Origin of the sequence: Azospirillum oleiclasticum, assembly GCF_013423485.1 — a bacterium.
Lineage (GTDB): Bacteria > Pseudomonadota > Alphaproteobacteria > Azospirillales > Azospirillaceae > Azospirillum > Azospirillum oleiclasticum.
This window is the reverse complement of record NZ_JABFFR010000005.1, coordinates 408,205-433,128: the sequence shown is the minus strand read 5'-3', so window position 1 is coordinate 433,128 and position 24,924 is coordinate 408,205. Positions and strand designations below refer to the sequence as shown.

The window sequence follows — 24,924 nt, the reverse complement described above, 5'->3', positions numbered from 1 at the left end:
CCGCATTCTATCCTATCCTGGTATGCGATGTGTCAGTGACATCAAGGGGCTTGCCGCACCGCACCTCCGGCCGTCGCCGGCAGTGCCCCGGCGAGCAGCGCGTCCCGTTCCAGGTCCTCCACCGCCAGGTTCTTGGCCTTCGCCTCGACCTCGAAATCGGCCCAGGCGAGATGCTCCGCCACCAGCCGGTTCACCGCATGGTTCCACATACGTCGGGAATGGGCGCGAAGATCCCTCGCCTTCAGCCCTTTCGATGCCAGCGCGGCGAAATCGGGCAGCCGGTCGTCCGGCCAGTCGGCCAGCAAGTCCTCGCGCGACACGCTGATGTGCGCCAATGGCCGCACGCCGCGCCATGAGGCGGCGACGGTGGCGACGCGGGGGTCGTCGGGACGAAGGTATTCACCCTCCGACCGCACCCAGTGGTGATGCAGGTCGAGCACGATGGGCACCGCGTCCGCCAATGGCAGCAGGTCGTCCAGGCCGAAGGACGTCTCGTCGTTCTCCACCGTCACCAGCCCGCGCGCATCCTCCGACAGCCGCGCCAGCCCCCGACGGAAACCGGCGATGCCCTCGCCCCGGCCGCCGCCGTGGATGTTCACATGCGCCCCCAGCGGGTGCCAGCCGCCGGCCATGCCCATCAGCCGCAGGATGTCGGCGTGGTACTCCAGCTCGGCGACGGCATTCTCCAGCGTCGCGGGGTTGGCGCTGTTCAGCACGCAGAACTGGTCGGGGTGCAGGCCGATGCGGATGCCGGCCTCCCGCGCCTTGCGGCCGGCGTGCTCCAGCCCCTTCTCGACCAGCTCCCGCACCGCGGTCTCGGCGTAGATCGGGCGCCCGACGGCGTGGGTGTAGACCGGTAGCAACCCGCTGTTCACCCGAAGCAATCGCCGGTAGGGCGGGTGCCGCGCCACCTCGGCGAGCTGGAGGTGCAGCGCCTGGAGGTTGCGGCCGAGAACCTCGACCAGCTTCTCCACCGCCCGCGCGCCGCCGAGGCGGGAGAGGGCCGCCACGGTGACGGTGCCAGGGTTCATCCGCCGCGCCGTCTCGGCGTCTCCGTCCGGCGGGATGAACTGGCAGCACCAGCCAAGGCGGGGAGTGGCGGGCTCGATGGGCGGGGCGACGGACGGCAACGGCTGTCTCCGGCGTTTCGGGCAGCCTGATATGTGCGCGCCACCGGGTTGCGACCATGGGGGCGCGTCAGCCGCCGGCCCCGCCCGGAGCGAAGCGCCGCATCAGCGCCTCGCAGGTCGGGCGCAGGCCGGGCGCGCCCCGCACCGCCGCATCCAGCCGCTGCCGGCCCGCGTCCGTCTCGCCGCGCTGGAGCAGCAGCGCCCCCAGGGCGAGATTGACCCGTGGATGATCGGGCTCCGCCGCCAGCAGCGTGGCGTAGGCCTCCGCCGCGTCGTCCAGCCGCCCGGCGGCGTGCGCCTGCACGCCAAGCTCCATCAGCCGGTTTCCGTCCATGCGTTCGCCGTCGGGGATGAGCGACGCCTTGACCGCCACGTCGGCCACCGCCGTCGCATACTCCTCGCCGCACTCGGCGATGATGGGATCGACCGCCTCCCCACAGTGGCGCCGGCACCAGGACAGGAACTCGCCGTAGCCGGCCGTCAGCACCCACAGCCAGTGGAGCCTCAGGTCCTCCGGCAGGTTGATCCATTGCAGGGACGGCTTCAGGGCACGCACGCCCAAGCGGTGCGCGTCCAGGCAGACGAAGTTGCCGGCCAGCGCCCGCTCCGACAGCTCGACCAGCGCCGGGGAACGATCGAGGGCGTTCGACGGGACCGTGCCACCCAGCACCGGCCGCAGGGCGGACAACACCAGATGCTGTTCCGGAACCAGCAGCAGGGCGGCGCGCTCGGCCATCGGCATGGCGAGCAGCGCGTCGCGCGGCGGGAACAGGGGTGCCGCCCACAGCCGGCGCATGTCCTCCAGCCGGCCGAAGGAGCAGAAATCCTGAACGAAGAAGGTGAAGGAGCGGCGCGGGCTGCGGGCACTGGTGGTGACGATGCGTTCCCCGAACACCCGGCAGGGGCCGTCGATGCCGCGGAACCGCGCGGCGTGGGCGAGGAAGCCCGCATGATCCAGCGCCATGTCGCTGCGCAGCTTCAGCGCGTGGGCGCGGCCCGCCACGGCGAGCGCGTTCCGGGTGGACAGGATCTGCCGGTTGATGTTGCAGCGGGTGATCAGGGTCCGCCGCTCCTGCGCCGGGTCGAGCAGCCCGGTGAGGTCGGTGTCGCCGGGATCGGCGTTCAGGATCACCGTGTCGGCGCGCACTCCCGCGGTGTCGAACGCGGGTGGCGCTTTCCACACGGACAGGATCACCTCCGCGCCCGGCAGGACCATGGCGACGCTGTCCAGGCAGCGGGGGGTGTGTTCCGGATCCCACGGCCCCTGGACGACGACGCTGACCTCGTCCGGCGCTATCATGGCCGGCCGGTGCGGTGGCGCAGCGCCGCCTCGACCGCGGCAACGGGGCCGCTCCAGTCGCCGTCCACCTCCTGCCGGAACAGCCGCGCCTGAGGATACCAGTCGCTGGTGACGCCCGCACGGTGCCAGCGCCAGTCGCACAGCCGTCCGAGCAGCAGCCAGACCTCCGTCCCCAGCGCCCCGGCGAGGTGGGCGAGCCCGCTGTCGGCGACGACGACCAGGTCCAGATTGGCGATGACCGCCGCGGTCGCGGCGATGTCGCGCACGCCGAGGTCCAGGAGATTGTCCGCCGGCGGTCCGGCGAACAGGCCGGCCTTCGCTTCGTCGGCCTGCAGACACACGAACAGCACGTCGGGGAAGTGGTCGAGCAGCGGGCGCAGGGCGGTCGCATCGACAGTCCGCGGGTTCGCCCCACCGCCCAGCGCCCCCCAGGACAGCCCGACCCGAAGCCGTCGTCCCGCGGCGTGGGCGTCGAGCACCGCGGCCCACGCCGCCTTCAGCGGTTCGGCAACGCTCAGGTAGGGCGGCCGTGTCGTCAGGGTCCCCGGCGTCAGGCCGGTCGCCATGAACAGGCCGAACAGCTCGCAATGGCGGTCGTAGGCCACCTCCTCGTCCGGGCCCAGGACGGTGATCCGGTCGGCCAGCGCGCCGCCGAACAGCCGCAGATGCGGGTTCCGCAGCAGCGGCAGGCAGCGTGCGTTGGTGCGCAGAAAGATGCGGCCGAAGCGCCCGGCAAGGCCGGGCAGGCAGCGCGCGAACTGCAGCAGGTCGCCCAGCCCGTTCTCGTGCGTGACCAGCATGTCGGCCACGTCGCTTTGCCCGTCCCACAGCCGGGGCGACACGGCGCAGAACACCCGGCGCCAGACCTCCGGGTCCCAGGCGGCGGCGTAGTCGTCCCGCCAGAGATGGGCGAACATGGCGTAGTAGCGGATGTCGTGCCGATCGGGCTGGATGGCCGCGGCGCGGGTGTACAGGGCGACCGCCTCGTCGTAGCGGCCCAGGTCCACCAGCCTCCTGCCCTCGCCGAACAGGGCCTCCGCCAGCGCAGCGCGCGCCGGTGCCAGGGCGGGATCGATCGCCAGGGCCGTGCGCAGTGGCCGGATGGCCGCCCCCGGCACGCGGGCGTTGACGCAGGTCGCCCCCACATTGTGCAGCACGATGGCAAGGTCCTGCCACGCCGACGTGTCCGCCGGCCAACGGAGCAGAAGTGCCTGCAGGCAGCGCAGCGCCACATCGTAGTCGCCGGCGCGGAAGCGGTCCTTGGCCAGCCCGTGCAGCGCGGTGGGATCGTCAGTGTCCGGGATGCCGACGGTGGTCATGGCCGGCAAACTAGTCGGACTCCCGCGTCGATGCACCCCGAAGTTGGTGCGGCGACGTTATTGCGGCCAGCCCGTCGCGGGATGCGCCGGGGCGCGGCGCGCCAGCAGCGGGTGTCCCGTCGCCGCCTCCAGCAGGTCGGTCACCTCCGGCGGGGTCCAGCGGCCGTTGCGGAAGCGGGCCTCATTGCAGACGGTGATAAGCCGCTCCATCAGCGGCGCTTCCAGCGCGGAGAGCGGCGTCGGCTCGTCCAGCCGGCGGCGGGCGGCGGCGACCAGATTGCCGCTGGTGGCCGCCACCGGCATCGGCATGTCCATGCAGACGGCCAGCCGCGCCAGCGTGGCGAGCACGGCGAAGTCCGCCCCGCCGCCGAGCGCGCATTCCCGCCGGAACATGCGGTAGACGTGATCGCAGGCGCTCTTCGACCAGCCTTCCAACTCGGCCCCGTGGGCGCGGCGCTTCAGCCCGTTCCGCAGCGCGCCGACATCGGCCACCTTGGGCAGCAGCGTGCTCCAGTCCTGACGTGGCTCTCCCGATCCGACCATCCGGTCGAGATAGGGCAGGAGCAGGTTGTTGACCTGCTGGACGAGCTGCTCCATCCCCTCCGACAGCCGCTCCGCGGTGTCACGCTCCCGCCCGCCGGCGGCGACCGCGAGGTCGTGCCAGAGGAACCAGCGCTCGATCTCCTGCGACAGCGGCGGGGCCTCGGTGCTGTGCAGGCGCAAGGACCCGCGGGTCGGCACGATCTCCGCCAGACGTTCCACCAGGCGGTGGCCCAGATGCGCGAACACCGCGACCAGCCCGTCGCGGATCACCCAGCCGCCGGGAATGCCGCGCTTGTCGGCCGCCAGACGCGGGTCCAGCGTGGCGTAGGCGTGGGCGAGGGCCAGCATCGGCCGGCCGGGAACGTCGACCAGCCGCATCAGCCGTGCCGCCGGGGGCATGGCATCGTCCACGTCGCGCAACGCCTCGCGCCACTCCGGGGCGGCGCCCAGCATGGCGATCAGGCTCGACAGATCCTCCGGCCCCAGCGGCGGCGCCCAGCCCAGCTTCTGCGCGCGCAGGATGGAGCGGCGCTGCGCGTTGACCGACGCCAGGAAGCGGTGGCGCGTGCCGTCGTTGCGATTGATGCCGGACAGCGCCGCCGCACTTTGGCGCCGCAGCTCCTCCGCCAGGACGGCGGCCTCCTCGCTGGCGATCACGTCGTCGATCGCCGCGTCGCGGCAGCGCGCGGTGACGAAGGCCTGGGCTGACGCGGCCGGCGCCTTGATCATCGGCTCCAGCGTCTGCCACCACGCAATCGCGTCCACCCGGTGCAGCAGGTGCGGCAGCCGCTCGTGCGTGTGCAGCAGTGTCGGGGTGTGGACCAGCACCGGCGCCAAACAACCCATCCACAGCCGCATGGCGTGGTGCCGGCGGCGGTGGTTGAGCGACGAGATCACCGCATCGACGACCACCCGCTCCGGCGAACCGGCGTCCGCCCCGGAGTCCCGGAGCGCGCCCAGCACCTTCTTCCGGCTGGCGATGCTCAGCTGTCCGAAGAAATCGTCCAGCCGCTCCCGCGTCTGTGCGTTGCTTGCCGTCACGTCCATCCCCGGCGGGCCATCCCTGGCGTGGATTGATGCCGCCATGGTAGCGCAGGGGAGCCGGGCTTGTGAACGGGATTCAATCCAAGTTAGTTAGAATTTTATGCGGTTTTGTCGGACCGTGGCGTGGCGGTGACTCCCCCCTCACCGGGGTGGACGCCGCCGCGCCCATCGGTGTCAATCGAGCACCTGGTAGTGCGCCTCGGTCGGCTTGAGGTTCTCACCGTTGATCGGCAGGATGTCCTGCGGGCAGGCCGACATGGCGACGACGCAGTCCATCTCCGCCCGCAGCACCACATGGTCGCCGGGCTTGGAGACCGGCACGCCCCATTCGGTGCTGCCGTCGGCGTGCACGGGGATGTTCATCCACAGGTTCAGCGGGCTCGGGCATTCCGGTGGGGTCAGGCCCAGCCTTTGCATGCCGGCAAACAGGTTGTCGGTGCAGTTGTCGTGGTATTCGGTGCAGCCGAGCAGCCCGTACCGGTAGTTGTCGCAGGCCGCCATCAGCGTGTCGTGGATGCCGGGGGAGGTGTCCTCCACGAAGGTCAGGATCGGCCGGCGACGGTTGGTGTGGAGCTTGTGGCCCGCGGTCGGGCGGATGCTGCCGATGGTCGGGCGCAGATGCTCCATCGACATGAACTCGCGCAGATCCTCGGCGTTGAAGGCCCAGGTATCGACCACCTGCTGGCCGTGGGTGTTGATGATCCGGATGGATTGACCCTTCTTCAGCCGCACGGCACGGCCGCTGCGGGCGGGAAGGGTGTGCAGCTCGCTGGTCTCGCTCATCGGTCTCCGGCCTCCCGGTTGCTTTGCAAGGCCATCTTATTACATCGTAGTTTCCGATGAAAGTACCGTGGCGTGGGCATCGCGCAGATCCTGCAGGAAGGTTGCCAGCACCAGCGGCTGCGGCAGCCGATGCAGCGTCGCCACCTCGAATCGGGACTGGTAGCGCAACTGGTCCGGGCGCAGCGCCCGCATCTCCCCGATCGCCACCCACTGGGCGGCGTAGTGCTCCGGCAGATAGCCGATGTATCGGCCGGACAGGATGAACAGGGCGATCGCCTCCATGTGCACGGCGGTCGCCGCCGGTTCGAGGTCGGCAAGCTGCGGCAGCCGCGCCTTGGCCATGTAGCCGCGGGCGACGTAGGCGGCCTCGCGGATGGCCTCCATCGGCAACAGCGGGTCGGCGCGGGCGTGCAGCGGGTGGCGCGCCCCGCAATAGAGCGCCTGCGCCTCGCGGAACAGCGGCGCGTAATCCAGCCCCGGCACATGCTGGAAGAAGGGGGCGATGCCGAGGTGGAAGCGCCCCTCCAGCACGCCGCGCTCGATCTCCGCCGGCGGCAGCAGCTCCAACCGGATCTCCACCTCGTTCTCCCGCCGCTTGAAGCGGTCGATCGCGTCGGACAGCCGGTTGGCCGGGTTGGTCGCCACGTTGTCCACGATGGCGAGGTGCAGTTCCCCCGTCAGCCGCGTGCGGATACCCGACAAATGGTCCTGGAAGGCGGCGAGCCCGGCGAAGAGCTGGCGGCCGGCGTCGTAGACGACGCGCCCCTTCTCCGTCAGCTCGAAGCCGCCGCGCCCGCGCCGGCACAGCTTCTCTCCCAGCCGCGCCTCCAGCGTGGCCATCTGGGTGCTCAGCGTCGATTGCCGGACGTTCAGCTCGATCTGCGCCGCGGCGAAGCTGCCGCACTCCGCTACCGTCATGAACACGCGCAGCAGCCGCAGATCCGCGGCGGTGAGGTCGGGCAGGTCCGGAGGAGTCATGGCGGATGTTCACATCGATGCTTGTCGATGTGAACATATCTGAACCGCAAGCCTCGCGAAAGCCTCCCTCGCCCGCCTCCGGCGGGAGAGGGCGTCAATGCTCATCCCGCAAGATCGACCAGCACCTCGGCCAGCACCCGGGCGCCGGCGGCGAGGTCGTCGGGGGTGGCGTTTTCGGCCTCGTTGTGGCTGATGCCGCGTTCGCAGGGGATGAAGATCATGGCGGTCGGGCAGAAGCCGGCCATGTAGCCGGCGTCGTGGAAGGCGCCGGACGGCATGCGTCGCACAGGCAGGCCGAGTGCCTGGGCGTGATGCTCGACGCGGTCCACGATGCCGGCGTCGAAGCGGCAGGGGGGCATGCTCAGTGTCTCCGACACCGCGACGGCGCAAGCACCGGCGGCGGCGCGGCAGACCTCCGCGATACGCTCGCCGCGCGCGGCGAGCACGGTGGCCTCGGGGTGGCGCAGGTCGATGGTGAAGGCGGCCCGGCTGGCGACGGAGTTCGGCACGTTCGGCTCCACATCCACCCGCCCGACGGTGAAGCGCAGCACGTCGGCCGGGTCGTGCATCAGGTCGTTCAGCCCGGCGATGCAGCGGACGGCGGCCTGCACCGCGTCGCGGCGGGCGGCGAGCGGCGTGGTGCCGGCGTGGCTGGTCTCCCCGCGCAATTCCACCTGGAACCAGCGCGCACCCTGGATGCTGTCGACCGCCCCGATGGTCTCCCCGCGGTCGTAGAGGACCGGGCCCTGCTCGATGTGCGCCTCGACGAAGGCGTGCACCGGCCAGCCGAAGGGCCGCGGCGTCGCCTGCGGCAGGGCGGCCAGGGCCCGCGCCAGTTCGGCGGTGAAGGGCACCCCGGCGGCGTCGCGGACGTCGGCGAAGTCGGCCGGGCTGCGCAGCCCGATGAAGGCCACCGACCCCATGGTGCCGGGCTGGAAGCGGCTGCCCTCCTCGTTGGTCCAGGACACCACCTCGATCGGCCGCTCCGTGGCGATGCCGGCGTCGTCCAGCGCCTCCAGCGCCTCCAGCCCGGCCAAAACGCCGTAGGTCCCGTCGAACCGGCCGCCGCGCGGCTGGCTGTCCAGATGACTGCCGGTCAGCACCGGGGCAGCCGCCGGGTCGCGGCCAGGGCGGCGCAGGAACAGGTTGCCGATGGCGTCGGTGAAGGCGGCGTAGCCGCGCTCCGCCCCCCAGGCGACGAAGGTCCGCCGCGCCTCGATGTCCTCGGCCGACAGAGCGGCGCGGTTCACGCCGTTGCCGGGAATCGCCCCGAACGCCGCCATCGCCGCGTGGCGCCGCCACAGGCGGTCCTTGTCCACGAACGCGCTGGCCCTGCTGGTCGCCATGGTCCCGCTCCTTTCCCGTACGCCCGTAAGATCGGACGAGCCGATGTCACTTTTGCCCGGACCGGCACCGTGTGCCGAAATCATGGGCGCTTGCCGCACCGATGACCATCCGTTCCCCGGCCCTGATCGCCCATCATACATCGCACCGGCCCGATGTAACGCCTGATTTGGACCCGTGGGGTGGCACGGCACTTGCTGCGATTCGCGGCAACCGCAACCTCCGGGAGCCCGCCCCCGCCATGCCTGACACCGTCAACCCCATCGTCCTCAGCGACGAGGTCCTTCCCGCGCGTGCCTATTGGCACCGGCGGCTGGAGAAGGGCTCGGTCCTGCGCATCGTCGACCTGGAGGGCTGCCAGGCGGTCGACACGCTGGTCTACGACGCCGAACGCACCGACGTGCGCTACAACGCCCCCAACACCGTCAAGCTGGCCGGCAGCGTCTATCTGTCCAAGGGCTGCGTGCTCTACGACGATCTGGCGCAGCCGCTGATGACCATCGTGGAGGACACGGTGGGGCGGCACGACACGCTGGCCGGCTGCTGCAGCCGCGAGATCAACCTCGTCCGCTACGGCAAGCCGGGCGACCTCGCCTGCCGCGACAATTTCCTGGCCGCGCTGGGTGAGCTCGGCATGGACGGGCGCGACATCCCGCCCAACGTCAATTTCTTCATGCATGTTCCGGTGGACGGGGAGGGGCACATCGCCATCGCCGACGGCATCTCCAAGCCCGGCGATTACGTTGATCTGCGCTGCGAGAAGGACGTGATCGTCGTCATCTCCAACTGCCCGCAGGAGCTGAACCCCTGCTGCGGCGGCGCGCCGTCGCCCATCCGCCTCGTGGTCAGCCGCCCGGCATGAGCGCCATGCCGAGCGCGTAGACCCGCCGGCCGTTTCGGATGCTAGGATGCCGCCGGACCCAGGCAAGGAACGGCGGCACCGGCTGATGATCGAGCTTCACGACGTCCGGCACCGCTACGACGAGCGGCCGGTGCTGGACGGCATCACCCTGACCCTGACGGAGCGGCGGGTCGCCGTGGTCGGCCACAACGGCTCCGGCAAGAGCAGCTTCGCCCGGCTGCTCAACGGGCTGGTGGTGCCGGAGGAGGGGCGGGTGACGGTGGACGGGCTCGACACCCGCAAGGACGGCCGCGCGGTGCGCCGCCGCGTCGGCTTCGTCTTCCAGAACCCCGACCTGCAGATCGTCTATCCCACGGTGGAGGAGGATCTGGGCTTCGGTCTGAAGGCGCGCGGCATGGCGCGACCCGAGATCGCGGCGCGGGTGGACGCCATGCTCCGCCGCTACGGGCTGGAGGAGCAGCGCCACCAGGCCGCCCACACCCTCAGCGGCGGAGAGAAGCAGTTGCTCGCCATCGCCGCGGTGCTCGTGCTGGAGCCGGCCTACGTGGTGTTCGACGAGCCGACCACCCTGCTCGACCTGCGCAACCGCCGCCGCGTGGCGGAGGTCATCGCCGCGCTGGAGCAGCGCGCGATCGTGGTCACCCACGACCTCGACCTGATCGCCGGCTTCGACCGCGTGCTGGTGCTGGACCGCGGCCGGGTGGTGGTGGACGACGCGCCGTCGCCGGCGCTCGCCGCCTATGTGGAGCGGCTGTCGTGATCCTCGGCCTCTACCTGCACCGCGATTCCCCCGTGCACCGCTGGCCGGCGGGGGCGAAGCTGGCGGCGCTGGTCGCGGCGACGGTCGGGCTGCTGGCGTGGCCGGGCTGGACGGGCCCACTGGCCGGCGCCGCGCTGGTGCTGTGGCTGCTGCGGCTGGCGCGGCTGCCGGTGAAGACGGTGCTGACGCAGCTCCGTCCGCTGTTCCTGATCATGCTGATCTTCTTCGGCGTGCAGGCGCTGTTCACCGACGGCGGCTGGCGGGAAGGGCTGGTGACGACGCTGCGCTTCGCCGTGCTGGTGCTGCTGGCGACGCTGGTCACTCTGACCACCCGCATCGGCGACATGACGGCGGTGTTCGAGCGCGTCTTCGCCGTGCTGCGCCCGCTGGGCGTCGATCCGGAGAAGATGGCTCTGATGCTCGCCCTGACCATCCGCCTGATCCCGCTGCTGGTCGGGCAGGTGCAGGACATCCGCATGGCCCAGCGGGCGCGTGGGGTGGAGCGCAGCGTGCTTGCGCTCCTCGTGCCGCTCGTGGTCAAGGTGTTGGGATTGGCCGACGCGCTGACGGAGGCTTTGGAGGCCCGCGGCTACGATCCGACGGGCGGCGTGAGGAAGGAGTAGGGGTGTGAGCAGTCTCGACACGCGCGCCATGGTGCTCTGCGCGCTGTTCGCCGCCGTGGTGGCGGCGTTGGGCGTGGTGCCTCCGATCCCGATCGGTTTCCTGCCGGTGCCGATCACCGCGCAGACGCTGGGCGTCATGCTGGCCGGCGCGATCCTGGGGCCGCGGCTGGGCTTCCTGGCTCTGGCGCTGTTCGTGCTGCTGGTGGCGATCGGGCTGCCCGTCCTGCCGGGCGGGCGCGGCGGGCTTGGCGTGCTGATGGGGCCGACCGGCGGCTTCATCCTGTCCTGGCCGGTCGGCGCCTTCGCGGTGGGCTGGCTGGCCCGCCGCATGACCGCCGGCACCCGGCCGCTGCCGCTGTTCGTCTGCTGCGCGCTGGGCGGCATCGGCGCCGTCTACGCCGGTGGCATCGCGTGGTTGTGGCTGGTCAGCGGGCTGCCGTTGGAGAAGGCAGCCATGGGTACGCTGGCCTTCGTGCCGGGCGACCTGATCAAGGCCGCGGCGGCGGCGGCCGTGGCCGCCACCGTGCGCCGCGTGCGTCCGATGCCTGTCTGAAGGCGCCGACCGTCACAGGGGAGGGGATCAGGCGCTGATCAGCGCCCGGCTCATCTCCCCTCGGCCCCAGTCCCGACCCTTGTCGGCCGCCGCGATCTGCTGGGCACGGCTGCGCGCCAGCACCGCCTTCTGCACCTTTTCGAAGGCGCGCACCTCGAGCTGGCGCACCCGCTCGCGGGAGACGTGGAAGCGGGCGCTCAGCTCCTCCAGCGTCTGCGGCTCGTCGGCCAGCCGGCGGGCGACCAGAATGGCGCGCTCGCGGTCATCCAGCGCCTCCAGCCCCAGCTTCAGGAAGCTCAGCCGCTCCCGGCGCTCCTCGGCATCGCCGACAAGGGACTCCTGGCTGGCGCGGTCGTCGGTGAGCTGGTCCTGCCACTCACTGTCGCCCTCCTCACCGAAGGGCGCGTTCAGCGAGCTGTCGTTGGTCAAGCGGCGGTTCATCTCCACCACCTCTGTCTCCGGCACGTCCAGCTCGGTGGCGATGTAGGCGACCGCCTCCGGCGACAGGTCGCCGTTGTCCAGCTCCTCCATACGGGCTTTCAGCCGGCGCAGGCTGAAGAACAGCTTCTTCTGCGCCGCCGTGGTGCCGATCTTCACCAGCGACCAGTTGTGCAGCACATACTCCTGGATCGCCGCGCGCACCCACCAGGACGCGTAGGTGGCGAAGCGGAAACCCTTCTCCGGATCGAACTTCTCCGCGGCCTGCATCAGGCCGACATTGCCCTCCGCCACCAGATCGGCGATGGGCAGGCCATAGCCCTGATAGCCCCGGGCGAGCTTGAACACGAGGCGCAGATGGCTGCCGACCAGCCGGTCGAGAGCCAGACGGTCGCCGTCGTTGCGCCAGCGGGTGGCGTATTCCCGTTCCTTCTCGGGCGTCAGATACTCGTACTTGCGAGCCTCCTGCAGGTAGAGCTGCATCGGCTCGGCGGACTGGGTACGGTTCTCCATCGACATCGACAACGTCTCCCCGATCCGGCGCCCGCGGGCGCCCCGGACCTTCCTGTCAACAGCGTTCGGGGACCGGCATTCGACGCTGCCGGCCTTGCGCGCGTCGCATCGCGGCGCGATTTCAACAGCCCCGCCGCCGAAGAAGGCCGGCGGGAGCGGAACCACGGCTGCCATACGGCACGTCCGGTTCCGAGCGTTAGGGGTGGATCATGAAATCGGTCGGATCCCCGCGGGCGTGGCACGCAAGCGCCGACCCGCATTCAACATCCGTCGCAGCCCAACGCTGCCACGAACTTTGATATGGTGCCGAAAGGGGACGCTTTCAAGACGCCGGCGCCCCGATCGACGATTCGACCGGGCACATCGGCCCGATACCCTTCCCATATGGGCGGGTATGGCCGGCATTCAAGAGGCGGGGCGGCGTGCGTGCACGCGGCTCCCGACGAACGCCCCGCATATGGGAAGCGGGGATGGCCCGTCAAGTGGCCGATCGCGGGCCGCGTCTAAAAGCCCAGCACCCGCGGCACGTCCACGAAGCCGTCGAGCAGTTCCACCGGGCCGCCGGGCGGGGCCAGCTCCTCGTAGGGCACGCGGGCGTAGCCGTAGCGCAGCAGCAGGACCCGCGGCACACCGGCGGCGAGACCGGTCGCGGCGTCGTGCTCGTTGTCGCCGACATAGGCCGCGTCGGCCGGGGCGACGCCCAACGCCGCCAGCACGCCCAGCAGCGGCTCGGGCGAGGGCTTGCGGGTCGGGTAGCTGTCGCCACCCACCACCGCGGTGAAGCGCGCGGCGATGCCGAGGTCGGAAAGAAGCCGCCGCGTGGCGCGCAGCGGCTTGTTGGTGCAGACGCCGAGCACGGCACCCGCCTCCACCAGCCGGCCCAGCGTCTCCGCCACGCCGGGGAACAGCCGGGTGCGGGCGGACGGGTCGGCCTCGTAGAGGGCGATGAAACGCGCGATGTGCGGCTCGGCCCCCTCCGGCGGCAGGCCGCCGAACTCGGCCAGCGCACGGCGGACCAGCACCGCCGCACCGTCGCCCACCAGGGTGCGCACGGTGGCGGCGGGCAGGGGCGGGCGCCCCTGCTCCTCCAGCACCCGGTTCAGGGCGGCGGTGAGGTCCGGCACGCTGTCGCACAACGTGCCGTCCAGGTCGAAGACGACCGCGCGGGGCCGTCCCGTCATTCCGAAGCGTCGTCCTTGAAGGTGCGGACACCGCTGACCATGGTGGAGATGATGGACTGTCTCGACATGATGTCCTCCCGGACGGCGGCGTAGATGTGGACGATCACGAACAGGATGATGACCCACATGCCCAGATGGTGCCAAGTGTGCACATCCTGGCTCTGGCCGAACAGCGGGATGACCCAGCCGAACAGCCGGTCCTGCCAGCTTCCTGCCTGCGCGCCCTCGCCGTAGAGCGCGAAGCCGGTCACGATCATGAACGCGCTGCCGACCCCGATCGCCCAGAACATGGCGAGCTGTGCCAGCGGGTTGTGGCCGACATACTTCTTCGGCCGCGCCTCCAGGAACAGGTACCAGCGCGCCTCCGTCCACACCTCGCGCCACCAGTGACCGTTCCAGAAGGGGAAGCGGAAGAGCTGGCGGGCGTGGTGGTTGCCGACGAAGGCCCAGTAGATCCGCCCCACGAAGCCGATGGCGAAGACATAGGCCGCCGCGAAGTGGAAGAAGCGGATGTAGCCCATCAGGAAATTGGCGCTGGCCTCCCCCGGCTGGGTCGGCAACGGGCTGCCGATGAAGTAGCCGGTGACGGCCAGCACGGTGATGCACAGCGCGTTGATCCAGTGCCACAGGCGGACCGGCACCTCGTAGACGTAGACGGCCTTGTAGGACCGTACTGGGGCCGCCGGCACGTCCTCCAGCACCAGGGTGGGGGTGGCGCGGGTGGCGGCGCCCGGCGGGTTGCTGACGGTGGTCATGGGTGGACCCTCCCCGGCCGGTCAGCGCACGGTGACGCGGGCCAGCTCGCCCCCGTCCGGCGCCATGACATGGGTGGAGCAGGCGAGGCACGGATCGAAGCTGTGCAGGGTGCGCAGGATCTCCACCGGCTCGTCCGGCCGCTCCATGGGCGTGTTCATCAGCGACGCCTCGAAGGCGCCGATGTTGCCCTTTGGATCGCGCGGGCTGCCGTTCCAGGTCGTGGGCACCACGCACTGGTAGTTCTCGATCTTGCCGTTCTTGATCTTGATCCAGTGGCCGAGCCCGCCGCGCGGGGCGGCGACGGTGCCGACACCCTTGCACTCCGCCGGCCAGGTCTTGGGATCCCACTTCTCCACATTGGCGGTGGCGCGGTCGCCGGCCTTGATGTTGGCGATCAGGGCGTCGAAGTCGTCCAGCATCATCTTGGCGCAGTAATGCGCCTCCAGCGCGCGGGCGAGCGTGCGGCCGATGGTGGTCGGCAGCGCCTGCTTGGGTGTCAGGTTGGTCCCGGCCAGCGCGTTGAAGCGGCCGAGCGATTCGTCCACCTGCCCCTTCACGTAGTCCACGCCCTGGGCGTAGGCCAGGATGTAGCGGGCGAGAGGACCCACCTCGCAGGCATGCCCGCGCCAGCGCGGCGCCTTGATCCAGGAGTATTTCGCGCGCTCGTCCAGTTCTTGAATGTCGGTCTTGGTGCCCTTGAAATTCGGACCCAATTCGAACTTCGCCTGGGTCACGCCGTCCCACGGGTGGAGGCCCTTGCTGTCGTCGCCGTAGGTGTACCAGCTGTGGGTGACGAACTCCTGCACCTGCGCCGGGTCGCGCGGGTCGATCGGGTGCACCTCGTTCCAGTTGCCGTTCAGGATCACGCCGCCCGGAAGCTGGCAGGTGGAATGGTCGTAGGGAACCTTCTCGTAGTCGCCGTAATCCATCACGTTGATGCCCGACAGCCCGCCGCCGTGCAGCCAGCCCTTGTAGAAGCTGGCGATGGCGATCACGTCGGGGATGTAGACGTTCTTCGAGAATTCATACGCTTCCAGAAGGCGTTGGCGGACGAAGTTCAGACGCTCCATGTTCAGGGGCGCGCCCGCCGCCCCGTCGCCGTCCATGTTGATGGCGCAGGGAACGCCGCCCACCATGTAGTTCGGGTGCGGGTTCTTGCCGCCGAACACGGTGTGGACCTTGACGATTTCCTTCTGGAAATCCAGCGCCTCCAGGTAATGCGTGACCGCCATCAGGTCGGCCTCGGGCGGCAGCTTGTAGGCGGGGTTGCTCCAGTAGCCATTCTTGAAGATGCCGAGCTGGCCGGATTCCACGAACTTCTTCAGCCGCGCCTGCACGTCGCGGAAATAGCCGGCACTCGCCATCGGGTGCGACGGCGACACCATCTGCTGAAGCTCGGACGTCGCCTTAGGGTCGGCCTTCAAGGCATTGACCGGATTGACCCAATCCAGCGCGTGCAGGTGATAGAAATGGACGACGTGGTCGTGCCACTGCAGCGTCTTCGCCATGATCTCGCGGATCAGGTGCGCGTTCTTCGGGATGCGGATGCCCAGCGCATCCTCCACCGCGCGCACCGAGGTCAGCGCGTGGCAGCCGGTGCACACGCCGCAGATGCGCTCCACGAAGGCCCAGGCGTCGCGCGGGTCGCGGCCCTTCAGGATCACCTCCAGCCCGCGCCACATGGTGCCGGTGGACACCGCGTTGCGGATGACGTTGTTGCTGTCGACATTCACCTCGCAGCGCATGTGACCCTCGATGCGGGTCACCGGGTCGACGACGATGCGCCGCCCGCTGTTGTCCATGGTGAAGCCGGTGGGGGTTTGCAGCGTCGCCATGATCAGACTTCTCCCTTGTGCTGGGCGCGCTTCAGCGCGCTGACCGCGGCGTGCAGCGCGATCGCGCCGCCGACGCCCGCTGCGGCGGTGGCGCCGACCCGGTCGGCGTTGGCCTCGACTCCGAACTGGTGGATGTCGGTGAGCCGGGCGTACCAGGACCCCTTGTCCCAGAAGCCATCCTCCGAACAGCCGATGCAGCCGTGCCCGGCCTGGATCGGGAAGGAGGTGCCCTCGTTCCAGCGGATGGTGGAGCAGGCGTTGTAGGTCGTCGGTCCCTTGCAGCCGACCTTGTAAAGACAGTAGCCGCGCCGCGCGCCCTCGTCGTCGAAGGACTCCACGAACTGCCCGGCGTCGAAATGCGGGCGGCGGTAACACTTGTCGTGGATGCGCTGGCTGTAGAACATCTTCGGCCGGCCCTGGCGGTCCAGCTCCGGGATGCGGTCGAAGGTCAGCATGTAGGTGATGACGCCGGTCATCACCTCGGCGATGGGCGGGCAGCCCGGCACCTTGATGATCGGCTTGTCGGTGATGACCTCGTGCACCGGGGTGGCGCGGGTGGGGTTGGGGCGCGCCGCCTGGACGCAGCCGTAGGACGCGCAGGAGCCCCAGGAGATGATCGCCTTGGCGTCCTTGGCGACCTTGCGGAGCTGGTCGACGAAGGGCTTGCCGCCGATGATGCAGAACATCCCGTCCTCGTTCAGGGGCGGGTTGCCCTCCACGGCCAGGATGTAGTTGCCCTTGTAGTCGCGGATCACCTCGTCGAGGATGGCTTCCGCCTGATGCCCGGCCGACGCCATCAGCGTGTCGTCGTAGTCGAGCGAGATCATCGACAGCACGACGTCCTTCACCAGCGGGTGCGCCGAGCGGATGAAGGATTCCGAGCAGCAGGTGCATTCCAGCCCGTGCAGCCACAAAACCGGCGTGCGCGGCTTGGTCTCCATCGCCTGCACGATGGTCGGCACGAACTCCGGCCCCAGCCCGAGCGCCGCGGCGGTCAGCGAGCAGTATTTCAGGAAGGACCGGCGGGTGATCCCCTGCCGGCGCATGACCTCGTAGAATGTTTCCAGTGTCGCCATCGGCGTTTCCTTTCCCCCAGGCGAGGCGGCGGCCGGCGGCCGGCGCGCGTCTCACGCCTATGGAGCAAGGATCATGCCGCAGGGTAATGATCAGGGACGCCAACGGTTTGAGCACAGCATCCGGGTTCTTCGGCTGCGCCGGAGGAAACGGGCCTTCCAGATGCGGTGGAAGGATGCTTGCCGGAGGTCGGGCCATTGACAGCCGCGCGGCCACCATGAAAAAACGTTGAGCGGAACATGGGTATTTCAAGGACCGCGCGCATCATGGCTTCCGGCGTCGGCATCATGCGCAAGATCATCGCCGGCGACCGCCACCGCCGGACGCGCCTGCACGACGAAAAGGGCAACATCGTCGATGCCGGCGAATGGAAGCACCTTCCGTCCGTGCTGCACCGCGTCGCCGCGCGCAAGCTGTTCGGCCGTCTCTATGATGAGCCGTGGTGGACCTTCACCATCAAGGAGCGGGTGGCGGCGCTGCTGCGGCCGGACATGACGGTGGTCGAGTTCGGGGCCGGCCAGTCCACCCTGTGGCTCGCTCCCCACGTCGGGCGGCTGCTGTCGATCGAGCATGATCCCGCTTGGTGGGAGCGGACGCGCGGGGCGCTGGCGCGCCGGGGCCTGACCAACGTCGATCTCCAGCTCCGCGGCGAGCGCGACTACGCTGACCTCGCCGGGGTGCCGGACGGGTCGGTGGATTTCTGCGTCATCGACGGCCTGCTGCGCGGCGTCTGCACCCGCGCCGTGCTGCCGAAGATGAGGCCGGGCGGCTGGATCTATCTGGACAATTCCGACAAGGATATGGACTTCGCCGACGACGGCCGCAACCTGCGGGCCGCCGAGGCGATGCTGCTGCGGCACGCCGCCCCGGCCGACGTGCGGTACGTCACCGGCTTCACCATCGGCTCGCTGAACGCGCAGCAGGGCATGCTGGTGCGCTGGACCGGGCTCAACCAGCCGGTGCCACCGCGTCCGCCGGTCGCTTGACCACGACCAGCGCCAGGGTGGTGACGATGGTGCCGGCCAGGATCGCCATCACGTAGAACCCGAGCGGCGCCACCGCGTTGGGAATCGCCAGCACGAAGGCGCCGCCGTGCGGCGCCCGAAGCGTGCAGCCGAACCACATCGACAGCGCCCCGGCCACCGCCGATCCGACCATCAGGCAGGGGATGACGCGCAGCGGGTCGCGGGCGGCGAAGGGGATGGCGCCCTCGGTGATGAAGGCGAGGCCGAGCACGGCGGCGGCCTTGCCCGCCTCCTGTTCCTGGACGGTGAAGCGGTTGCGGGCGATCACGGTGGCGAGCGCCAGCCCCAACGGCGGTGTCATCCCGGCGGCCATGACGGCGGCCATGGGGGTGAAGGTGTTCGACGCCAGCAGCCCGACCGCGAAGGCGTAGGCGGCCTTGTTCACCGGCCCGCCCATGTCCAGCGCCATCATGGCGCCGAGCAGCAGCCCCAGCGCCACCGCGTTGGCGCCGGTCATGCCCTGGAGGAAGGCGGTCAGCCCGGCCATGATCGCCGCCACCGGGGTGCCGATCACGTAGATCATCATCAGCCCGACCACCAGCGTCGCCAGCAGCGGGATGACCAGCACCGGTTTCAGCCCTTCCAGCGTGGCCGGAAGGTTGATGTTGTCGCGCAGCCAGCGGGCGACGTAGCCGGCCAGGAAACCCGCCACGATGCCGCCCAGGAAGCCGGCGCCGATCTTCGCCGCCAGCATGCCGCCGATGAATCCCGGCGCCAGCCCCGGCCGGTCGGCGATGGAATAGGCGATGTAGCCGGCCAGCACCGGCACCATCAGCGCGAAGGCCGCCTCCCCGCCGATCTGCATCAGCGCGGCGGGCAGGGTCCCCGGTTCCTTGAAGGCCTCGATGCCGAACACGAAGGACAGCGCGATGATCAGACCGCCGGCCACCACGAAGGGCAGCATGAAGGACACACCGGTCAGCAGATGCTTGTAGGGGCCGGCCTGCCCCTCCTTCTGCCGGGCCTTGGCCTGCGCGATCGCGTCGCCGTAGCCGGCCGCCGCGGCGCCACCGGATCCTGCGGGCGGCGGGGGCAGGGCCAGCGCCTCGTCCACCACCCGGCCGGGGTGCTTCAGCGCCTCGCCGACCGAGGTCTTGAGCAGACGCTTGCCGGTGAAGCGGTCGGTTGCGACGTGGGTGTCGGCGCCGATGATCACGGCGTCGGCCTCGGCGATCTCCTCCGGCGTCAGGGCGTTCTTGGCACCGACCGAGCCCTGAGTCTCCACCTTGATGCGTAGGCCCTTGGCCTCGGCCGCGCGCTTCAGCGCCTCCGCCGCCATGAAGGTGTGGGCGATGCCGGTGGGGCAGGCGGTGATCGCCACCAGCAGGCCGGAACCCTTCGCCGCTGCCGGCGCGGGGGCAGAAGTCGGCGGGGGCGCGGCAACGCGCGCGGCCGGACCCGGGGCGGCCGCAGCGGTGGTCACGCCGGCCAGGGCCTCGTCCAGCACGCGGCCGGTCTCGCGGATGGCGCGGGCGGTCGTGGTGCGCAGCACCGGCTTTCCGGTGAAGCGGCTCTCGTCCACCGCGATGTCGGCAGCCAGGATCACTGCGTCCGCCGCCCCGATGGCGGCGTCGCCGAGACGGGAGCCGGTGCCCTCCGCCCCCTGGGTCTCCACATCGATCACGTGTCCGCGCAGGGCCGCGGTGCGGCGCAAAGCCTCCGCCGCCATGACCGTGTGTGCGATCCCGGTCGGGCAGGCGGTCACCGCCACAAGTCTTGCCATGGTTTCCTCCCAGACCGTTATTCGATCGCTTCGATACGCACCCCGGCCATCAGCTCGGCGATGCGGGGCGGTGGCGGCAGTTCGGGGCCCAGCAGCGACAGCGTGCCGGCGGCATAGGCGGTGCCGCGCCGTGCGCAATCCTCCAGGTCGCCGCCGGCCAGCCGCGCGGCCAGCACCCCGGCCACCATGGCGTCGCCGGCCCCCACGGTGCTGGCGACCTCCACCCGCGGCGGCTGGGCGTGCAGCGCCCGGCCCCGCTCCACGAAGACCGCCCCGTCCGCCCCCAGCGAGACCACCACCAGCGCCACACCCTGCGCCGCCAGTTCCCGCGCCGCCGCCGTCACGTCGTCGCGCCCGCCCAGCGGCCGGCCGAGCAGTTCGGACAGCTCGTGCGCGTTGGGCTTGATCATGTCGGGCTTCGCCGCCATGGCGTGACGCAGCGGCGCCCCGCTGGCGTCCAACGTCACGAAGGCGCCGTGCCGCCGGAGCACCGGGATGATCTCGGCGTAGGCGCTGTCGGTCAGCCCGGCGGGGACGCTGCCGGCCAGCACGAAGACGCCGTTCAGCGCTCCCAGCTCGTCCAGTCCGTCGAGCAGGGCCCGCCAGGCGGTGTCGGGAATGCGGGGTCCCGGCAGGTTGATGTCGGTGACGCTGCCGCCCTCGCGGTCCACGACCTTCACATTGGTGCGGCTGCTGCCGGGAACGCGCAGGCAGCGGTCGGCGATGCGGCGGTCGCGGAACAGCGTTTCGAACACCGCGGTGTTGTCGGCCCCCAGGAAGCCGATGGCGGTGACCGGCGCCGGCCCGCCGGACAGGAAGGCGGCGACGTTGATGCCCTTGCCGCCCGCGGTGCGCGTCTCCGACAGGGCGCGGTTGACCGCCCCGGCGGTGAAGCCCGGCACGTCCAGCGTCTGGTCGACCGCGGCGTTGAGGGTGACGGTGACGACGCCGGTCATGCCGCACCTCCGGGGAAACGGTCGCGCACCAGGGCGCGCACCTCGGCCGCGTCGGCGCAGTCGAGGGCAGCCCGTGCCGCCGCCTCCGCGTCCGCCATGGATATCCCGCGCAGCCGCGCCTTCACCGACGCCACGGCGGGGATGGCGACGCTGAGTTCGGCGAGGCCGAGACCGGCCAGCAGCACGGCACCCGCCGGGTCCCCGGCGATCCCGCCGCAGGCGCCGACCCAGATGCCGGCGGCCCGCGCTCCGGCCACCGTGCGCTCGACCATGCGCAGCACGGCGGGGTGCAGCCCGTCCGCCTGCGGCGCCAGCACCGGGTGCAGCCGGTCCATCGCCAGCACATACTGCGTCAGGTCGTTGGTGCCGATGGAGAAGAAGGACACCTCGCGCGCCAGCCGGTCGGCCATCACCACCGCCGAGGGCACCTCGATCATGATGCCGATCTCCACCGGCCCGGCGCCCACCTCGCGCCGCACCTGCTCGGTGATCGCCTTGGCCTTGGCCAGCTCGGCGGGGGTGGCGATCATCGGGTACATGATGCGCACCGGCCCCTCCTTCGATGCCCGCAGCATGGCGCGGAGCTGGGTGCGGAACAGATCCTCCCGCTCGAAGCACAGCCGGATGCCGCGCACGCCGAGGAACGGGTTGCCCTCCGCCGGCATGCGCAGGTACGGCACGTTCTTGTCGCCGCCGATGTCCAGCGTGCGCAGGATGATGGGCAGGCCGTTCATGGCGCGGACCATGGTCCGGTACGCCTCGAACTGCTCCTCCTCGTCCGGCGGGAACTCGCGCTGGAGGAACAGGAACTCCGTGCGCATCAGCCCGACACCCTCCGCCCCCGCCTCGATGGCGGTTGCCGCCTCCTTGGGGTCGGAGATGTTGGCGGCGATCTCCACGCGCTTGCCGTCGGTGGTGATGGCCGGTTTGTAGCGGTCGAGCCGCTCCGCCTCGCGCCGCTCGCCCACGGTCACGCGGGCGGCGGTGGCGCGGGCACGGTCGCGGTCGGAGGGGCCGACGACCAGCACCCCGTCGTCGCCGTTCAGGATCACCTCCCGCCCGTTCCCCACATCGAGCGCCGCGGGCCCGGCGGCGACCACGGCGGGGATGTCGAGCGACCGGGCGATGATGGCGGTGTGCGAGGTCGCCCCGCCGCCCGCCGTGCACAGCCCCAGCACCTTGGCGGGGTCGAGCTTGGCGGTGTCCGACGGCTCCAGATCCTCGGCCAGCAGGATCACCGGGTGGTCGGGCAGGGCGGCCACGCTGCCGCCCATGGTGCCAGGGGCGTCGGCCAGCAGCCGCAGCACCCGGCGCCCGACGTCGCGCAGGTCGGCGGCGCGGCCGGCCAGCAGCGGGTCGGCGAGCTGCGCCAGCGTGCCGGCGCGCTCCTCGTACACCGCGCGCCACGCCCAGCCGGCGCTGTGGCCGCGGTCGATGCCGGCGTGGGTGTCGGCGACCATCTCCGGGTCGTCGAGAAGCTCCAGATGCGCCTTGAAGATGGCGGCCTTGGCGGCGCCGGCCTTCTTCCAGAACTCCTCGTGCAGGTTGCGCAGGTCGGCCCCGGCCCCGGCCAGCGCCTGGTCAAGTCTCCGGTGCTCGGCCGCGGCGTCGGGTGCCGTCTCCGCCACCACCAGCTCCTCCCGCTGGAAGGTCCAGGCCGGGCCGGTGGACACGCCGGGGGAGGCGGAGATGCCGGCGATCACGGTGCCGTCGTAATCGAGGTCGGCCGGCGGGGGCACCGCGACCGGGGCAGGGGGGTGGGACGGCGCACCGTCGGCCGCGGGCTCGTCCAGCCCGGCCTCGAAGGCGGCGCGGATGGCGGCCAGCGCCGCGTCCGCGTCGTCGCCGGAGGCGGTGACGGTCAGCGGCTGGCCGCCGGACACGCCGAGCCGCAGCAGCGACACGAGGCTCTTGCCGTTGCCGACTCCGACGCCGGCCGAAACCGCGATCTCCGCCCGGAAGCGCTTGGCGACCTCGACCAAAGCCGTCGCCGGGCGGGCGTGCAGCCCGTGCGGCACCGGTGCGGTGACGGTGATCGACGGGCCGCCCGCGGACGACGCCGCCGAGGCCGCCGGGGCGGGTGCGGCCTCGCCGTTCAGCACCGCCACGATGGCGCCCGCGTCGCCGGTGCGGCCGAGACGCTCCGCCTCGGCCGGGTCACCCAGCACGCCGGTGAGGCGCTGGAGCACGGCGATGTGCTCGTCGGATTTGGCGGCGATGCCGACCACCAGACGCGCCGGCTCGCCACTGCCCCAGTCCACGCCGCCGGGGAACTGCACCACGACGATGCCGGTCCGGCGCACGAGGTCGCGCGCCTGCGGAAGCCCGTGCGGGATCGCGATGCCGCTGCCCAGATAGGTGGCGGCGACCCGCTCTCGGCCCAGCATGCTGTCGATGTAGCCGGGCTCGATCAGGCCGCATTCGACCATGACACGGCCGGCGGTGCGGATGGCGTCCGTCTTGTCGGACGCGGTGAGCCCAAGGCGCACCTGGGTCTCGGACAGTGCGAGCATCGGTCCCCTTCCTCCCTGGCGGGGCCCGCTGCCGATCGGTCGCCGTGGCGACGGTCGGGCCGGCCCTCTCGTATCGATCAACGCCGCATCGGCGGCTTCGATCCCAGTTGTGGAAAGTCTGCTACGCTTCCGCTATCGGTGCTACGGTCTTAAGGTTGCTTAAGGGCGGGGATCACTCGCATAAGAAAAGGAAACTATGCATCCACCTTCCTTGCGGCGCTCGAATTTTTGCTGGGACACCTTTAGGTAGATTAATAATATGAATTGATCGCCGAGAATACGATCGGTCTCTATGATGTGCGAACCATTATGGGCGTCGAACATGGAAAAATTTCTGGATGATTTTGTTCTGCCATTACTGAGATCTTTTTTGATGGCGGCCCATACAATTCGCAATATTGATAATTGGTCGGCCTATTTCTTGGTATCCATCGTTGCTTTGATTGCGATTGGCGAAATTCCAGTCCCTGAGATATCGCGACCCTTAGCACTATTGCTGATTTGGCTCCTGGCGGTGGCGATCGCGGCGGCAGTGATCATGCCGCTGGTCCTGTTCATCTATCACGTCCGCTCGACCTTCCGCTCGGTGTACGGGCTGACAGAGATCGCCTTCGGCATCTCGTCGATCCTATACGCGTTGATCCAGCTGCTGCATGGCGGCAGCACCACGACGGCGGTGTTCACGATCGGCGGCGGAGTCTATGTCCTGATCCGCGGTCTCGACAACATCGACCGGCTGGAGGACAGCCACCCGGTGAAGCGCTGGTTCGTTTCTCTGATGGCTTATATAAGGGAGGGCAGGCGATGACCGTCGGAGCCGGCCGATGTCGGCGACCAACCCGCAGAACGAGGTTGCCACCATGACAAGCGCCATCGGGACAAGTTCCACCGACCGGCCGCTGCTCGGCCACACCGTCGTCGGATCGGGTTCGGACGTGGTGCTGGTGCTGCACGAATGGCTGGGTGACCACAGCAATTACGACACGATGCTGCCGGCCCTCGACCGCACGGCCTTCACCTACGTCTTCGCGGATGTGCGCGGCTATGGCCTGTCGCGCGACCTCGCCGGCGCCTACACGGTGGAGGAGGCGGCCGGCGACGCCGCCCGGCTGATGGAGCGCCTGGGGCATCGGCGCTTCCACGCCGTCGGCCATTCCATGTCGGGCATGGTGGTGCAGTATCTGGCCGCCGAGCGGCCGGACGCGGTGCGCAGCCTCGTCGCCATCGCCCCGGTGCCGGCCTGCGGCTTCCGCACGGACGCGGAGGGCATGGCCCGGCTGCGCCGCGTGGTGGAGGACGACGAGGCGCTTGCCGCCGCCATCCGCGCCCGCACGGCGGAGCGCTATGGCGAGGCGTGGGTCGCCTGGAAGGCGGGCCTCGCCCGGCGCGCCAGCCGGCGCGAGGCGATGGCGGGATACCTCGCCATGTTCACCGGCACCGATTTCGCCGACCGGGTGCGCGGGCTGCCGGTGCCGGTGCTCGCGGTGGCCGGCTGGAACGACATCGCGGTCTACCGGCCGGATTCGGTGCGGGCCGCCTTCGCGCCGCTCTACCCGCACGCGAGCTTCGAGACGATCGCCGACGCCGGCCATTATCCCATGCTGGAGACCCCGCCGCTGCTGGTCTCTCTGGTCGAGGGGTTCCTGAAGCGTCAGCCGGCGGGGTGATCGG

22 protein-coding genes are annotated in these 24,924 nt (G+C 70.5%); 7 read left to right on the top strand and 15 right to left on the bottom strand.

Going from position 1 to position 24,924, the window contains the following annotated elements; all coding sequences use genetic code 11:
* Positions 1-41 precede the first annotated feature (41 nt).
* From HL658_RS09780 to HL658_RS09750, 7 genes are all read right to left on the bottom strand, one after another.
* The gene (locus HL658_RS09780; protein WP_196242153.1) at positions 42-1,130 is read right to left on the bottom strand and encodes an apurinic/apyrimidinic endonuclease family protein; all 1,089 of its coding nucleotides are present in this window, start codon (positions 1,128-1,130) and stop codon (positions 42-44) included.
* Positions 1,131-1,197: 67 nt separating this feature from the next.
* Positions 1,198-2,430, bottom strand: coding sequence for a WavE lipopolysaccharide synthesis family protein (locus HL658_RS09775; protein WP_180281773.1), 1,233 nt, complete (start codon positions 2,428-2,430; stop codon positions 1,198-1,200).
* Positions 2,427-3,749 (bottom strand): tetratricopeptide repeat protein, encoded by a 1,323-nt coding sequence (locus HL658_RS09770; RefSeq protein WP_180281772.1) that lies wholly within the window; start codon positions 3,747-3,749, stop codon positions 2,427-2,429. The genes HL658_RS09775 and HL658_RS09770 overlap by 4 nt, the downstream gene beginning before the upstream one ends.
* 57 nt (positions 3,750-3,806) lie before the next feature.
* Positions 3,807-5,339 carry a hypothetical protein gene (locus tag HL658_RS09765; RefSeq protein ID WP_180281771.1) on the bottom strand — a complete coding sequence of 511 codons (1,533 nt, stop codon included), beginning with the start codon at positions 5,337-5,339 and terminating at the stop codon, positions 3,807-3,809.
* Between the two features lie 171 nt (positions 5,340-5,510).
* Complete coding sequence (locus HL658_RS09760; RefSeq protein WP_180281770.1) at positions 5,511-6,119, bottom strand: DUF1989 domain-containing protein; 609 nt, start codon at positions 6,117-6,119, stop codon at positions 5,511-5,513.
* Positions 6,120-6,158: 39 nt separating this feature from the next.
* A complete protein-coding gene (locus HL658_RS09755) occupies positions 6,159-7,097 on the bottom strand; it encodes a LysR family transcriptional regulator (RefSeq protein WP_180281769.1) in 939 nt (312 codons plus the stop codon).
* 101 nt (positions 7,098-7,198) lie between these two features.
* Positions 7,199-8,443, bottom strand: coding sequence for a M20 family metallo-hydrolase (locus tag HL658_RS09750; RefSeq protein ID WP_180281768.1), 1,245 nt, complete (start codon positions 8,441-8,443; stop codon positions 7,199-7,201).
* Positions 8,444-8,682: 239 nt separating this feature from the next.
* On the opposite strand from HL658_RS09750, the gene HL658_RS09745 reads away from it, so the two are divergent.
* From HL658_RS09745 to HL658_RS09730, 4 genes are read left to right on the top strand one after another with little or no spacing between them, the layout of a single operon-like run.
* Complete coding sequence (locus HL658_RS09745; protein ID WP_180281767.1) at positions 8,683-9,303, top strand: DUF1989 domain-containing protein; 621 nt, start codon at positions 8,683-8,685, stop codon at positions 9,301-9,303.
* Positions 9,304-9,349: 46 nt separating this feature from the next.
* Positions 9,350-10,063: an energy-coupling factor ABC transporter ATP-binding protein gene (locus HL658_RS09740; protein ID WP_343055044.1), complete on the top strand. Its 714-nt coding sequence runs from the start codon at positions 9,350-9,352 to the stop codon at positions 10,061-10,063.
* The gene (locus HL658_RS09735; RefSeq protein ID WP_343055043.1) at positions 10,060-10,686 is read left to right on the top strand and encodes an energy-coupling factor transporter transmembrane component T family protein; all 627 of its coding nucleotides are present in this window, start codon (positions 10,060-10,062) and stop codon (positions 10,684-10,686) included. The genes HL658_RS09740 and HL658_RS09735 overlap by 4 nt, the downstream gene beginning before the upstream one ends.
* A 4-nt stretch (positions 10,687-10,690) precedes the next feature.
* Complete coding sequence (locus tag HL658_RS09730; RefSeq protein ID WP_343055042.1) at positions 10,691-11,239, top strand: biotin transporter BioY; 549 nt, start codon at positions 10,691-10,693, stop codon at positions 11,237-11,239.
* A 27-nt stretch (positions 11,240-11,266) separates the two neighbouring features.
* Here the strand turns inward: HL658_RS09730 and rpoH are convergent, their stop codons facing one another.
* The 5 genes from rpoH to HL658_RS09705 all read right to left on the bottom strand — a co-directional run bounded on the left by rpoH (position 11,267) and on the right by HL658_RS09705 (position 17,038).
* Positions 11,267-12,196, bottom strand: coding sequence for an RNA polymerase sigma factor RpoH (rpoH, locus tag HL658_RS09725; RefSeq protein WP_246337407.1), 930 nt, complete (start codon positions 12,194-12,196; stop codon positions 11,267-11,269).
* A 497-nt stretch (positions 12,197-12,693) separates the two neighbouring features.
* Entirely contained in the window at positions 12,694-13,371 is a 678-nt protein-coding gene (gene gph, locus HL658_RS09720) for a phosphoglycolate phosphatase (RefSeq protein WP_180281766.1), read from the bottom strand.
* Positions 13,368-14,126, bottom strand: a complete 759-nt coding sequence (cybH, locus tag HL658_RS09715; RefSeq protein WP_180281765.1) for a Ni/Fe-hydrogenase, b-type cytochrome subunit — start codon at positions 14,124-14,126, stop codon at positions 13,368-13,370. The genes gph and cybH overlap by 4 nt, the downstream gene beginning before the upstream one ends.
* Positions 14,127-14,147: 21 nt before the next feature.
* Positions 14,148-15,962: a nickel-dependent hydrogenase large subunit gene (locus tag HL658_RS09710; RefSeq protein ID WP_180281764.1), complete on the bottom strand. Its 1,815-nt coding sequence runs from the start codon at positions 15,960-15,962 to the stop codon at positions 14,148-14,150.
* A 2-nt stretch (positions 15,963-15,964) separates the two neighbouring features.
* Entirely contained in the window at positions 15,965-17,038 is a 1,074-nt protein-coding gene (locus tag HL658_RS09705; protein ID WP_180281763.1) for a hydrogenase small subunit, read from the bottom strand.
* 264 nt (positions 17,039-17,302) lie between these two features.
* On the opposite strand from HL658_RS09705, the gene HL658_RS09700 reads away from it, so the two are divergent.
* Complete coding sequence (locus HL658_RS09700; RefSeq protein ID WP_180281762.1) at positions 17,303-18,022, top strand: class I SAM-dependent methyltransferase; 720 nt, start codon at positions 17,303-17,305, stop codon at positions 18,020-18,022.
* Here HL658_RS09700 and HL658_RS09695 read toward each other — a convergent pair.
* Genes HL658_RS09695 through ptsP form a run of 3 tightly spaced genes read right to left on the bottom strand, consistent with a single transcriptional unit; the run spans position 17,985 to position 23,253 of the window.
* Complete coding sequence (locus HL658_RS09695; protein WP_180281761.1) at positions 17,985-19,784, bottom strand: PTS fructose-like transporter subunit IIB; 1,800 nt, start codon at positions 19,782-19,784, stop codon at positions 17,985-17,987. The genes HL658_RS09700 and HL658_RS09695 overlap by 38 nt on opposite strands.
* Before the next feature lie 17 nt (positions 19,785-19,801).
* Positions 19,802-20,740, bottom strand: a complete 939-nt coding sequence (gene pfkB / locus HL658_RS09690; protein ID WP_180281760.1) for a 1-phosphofructokinase — start codon at positions 20,738-20,740, stop codon at positions 19,802-19,804.
* Positions 20,737-23,253: a phosphoenolpyruvate--protein phosphotransferase gene (gene ptsP, locus HL658_RS09685; protein WP_180281759.1), complete on the bottom strand. Its 2,517-nt coding sequence runs from the start codon at positions 23,251-23,253 to the stop codon at positions 20,737-20,739. The genes pfkB and ptsP overlap by 4 nt, the downstream gene beginning before the upstream one ends.
* Positions 23,254-23,575: 322 nt before the next feature.
* Here ptsP and HL658_RS09680 point away from each other — a divergent pair, with 322 nt between their 5' ends.
* Both HL658_RS09680 and HL658_RS09675 read left to right on the top strand, forming a co-directional pair.
* A complete protein-coding gene (locus HL658_RS09680; RefSeq protein ID WP_180281758.1) occupies positions 23,576-24,061 on the top strand; it encodes a hypothetical protein in 486 nt (161 codons plus the stop codon).
* Positions 24,062-24,077: 16 nt separating this feature from the next.
* The gene (locus tag HL658_RS09675; protein ID WP_180281757.1) at positions 24,078-24,920 is read left to right on the top strand and encodes an alpha/beta fold hydrolase; all 843 of its coding nucleotides are present in this window, start codon (positions 24,078-24,080) and stop codon (positions 24,918-24,920) included.
* Positions 24,921-24,924: the final 4 nt, after the last annotated feature.

Bases quoted from the DNA above. Each gene is read 5' to 3' on its own strand.
- HL658_RS09775 (WP_180281773.1), bottom strand. From the start codon at position 2,430: ATGATAGCGCCGGACGAGGTCAGCGTCGTCGTCCAGGGGCCGTGGGAT.
- HL658_RS09770 (WP_180281772.1), bottom strand. From the start codon at position 3,749: ATGACCACCGTCGGCATCCCGGACACTGACGATCCCACCGCGCTGCAC.
- HL658_RS09765 (WP_180281771.1), bottom strand. From the start codon at position 5,339: ATGGACGTGACGGCAAGCAACGCACAGACGCGGGAGCGGCTGGACGAT.
- HL658_RS09760 (WP_180281770.1), bottom strand. From the start codon at position 6,119: ATGAGCGAGACCAGCGAGCTGCACACCCTTCCCGCCCGCAGCGGCCGT.
- HL658_RS09755 (WP_180281769.1), bottom strand. From the start codon at position 7,097: ATGACTCCTCCGGACCTGCCCGACCTCACCGCCGCGGATCTGCGGCTG.
- HL658_RS09750 (WP_180281768.1), bottom strand. From the start codon at position 8,443: ATGGCGACCAGCAGGGCCAGCGCGTTCGTGGACAAGGACCGCCTGTGG.
- HL658_RS09745 (WP_180281767.1), top strand. From the start codon at position 8,683: ATGCCTGACACCGTCAACCCCATCGTCCTCAGCGACGAGGTCCTTCCC.
- HL658_RS09740 (WP_343055044.1), top strand. From the start codon at position 9,350: ATGCCGCCGGACCCAGGCAAGGAACGGCGGCACCGGCTGATGATCGAG.
- rpoH (WP_246337407.1), bottom strand. From the start codon at position 12,196: ATGTCGATGGAGAACCGTACCCAGTCCGCCGAGCCGATGCAGCTCTAC.
- gph (WP_180281766.1), bottom strand. From the start codon at position 13,371: ATGACGGGACGGCCCCGCGCGGTCGTCTTCGACCTGGACGGCACGTTG.
- cybH (WP_180281765.1), bottom strand. From the start codon at position 14,126: ATGACCACCGTCAGCAACCCGCCGGGCGCCGCCACCCGCGCCACCCCC.
- HL658_RS09710 (WP_180281764.1), bottom strand. From the start codon at position 15,962: ATGGCGACGCTGCAAACCCCCACCGGCTTCACCATGGACAACAGCGGG.
- HL658_RS09705 (WP_180281763.1), bottom strand. From the start codon at position 17,038: ATGGCGACACTGGAAACATTCTACGAGGTCATGCGCCGGCAGGGGATC.
- HL658_RS09700 (WP_180281762.1), top strand. From the start codon at position 17,303: ATGGCTTCCGGCGTCGGCATCATGCGCAAGATCATCGCCGGCGACCGC.
- HL658_RS09695 (WP_180281761.1), bottom strand. From the start codon at position 19,784: ATGGCAAGACTTGTGGCGGTGACCGCCTGCCCGACCGGGATCGCACAC.
- pfkB (WP_180281760.1), bottom strand. From the start codon at position 20,740: ATGACCGGCGTCGTCACCGTCACCCTCAACGCCGCGGTCGACCAGACG.
- ptsP (WP_180281759.1), bottom strand. From the start codon at position 23,253: ATGCTCGCACTGTCCGAGACCCAGGTGCGCCTTGGGCTCACCGCGTCC.
- HL658_RS09680 (WP_180281758.1), top strand. From the start codon at position 23,576: ATGGAAAAATTTCTGGATGATTTTGTTCTGCCATTACTGAGATCTTTT.
- HL658_RS09675 (WP_180281757.1), top strand. From the start codon at position 24,078: ATGTCGGCGACCAACCCGCAGAACGAGGTTGCCACCATGACAAGCGCC.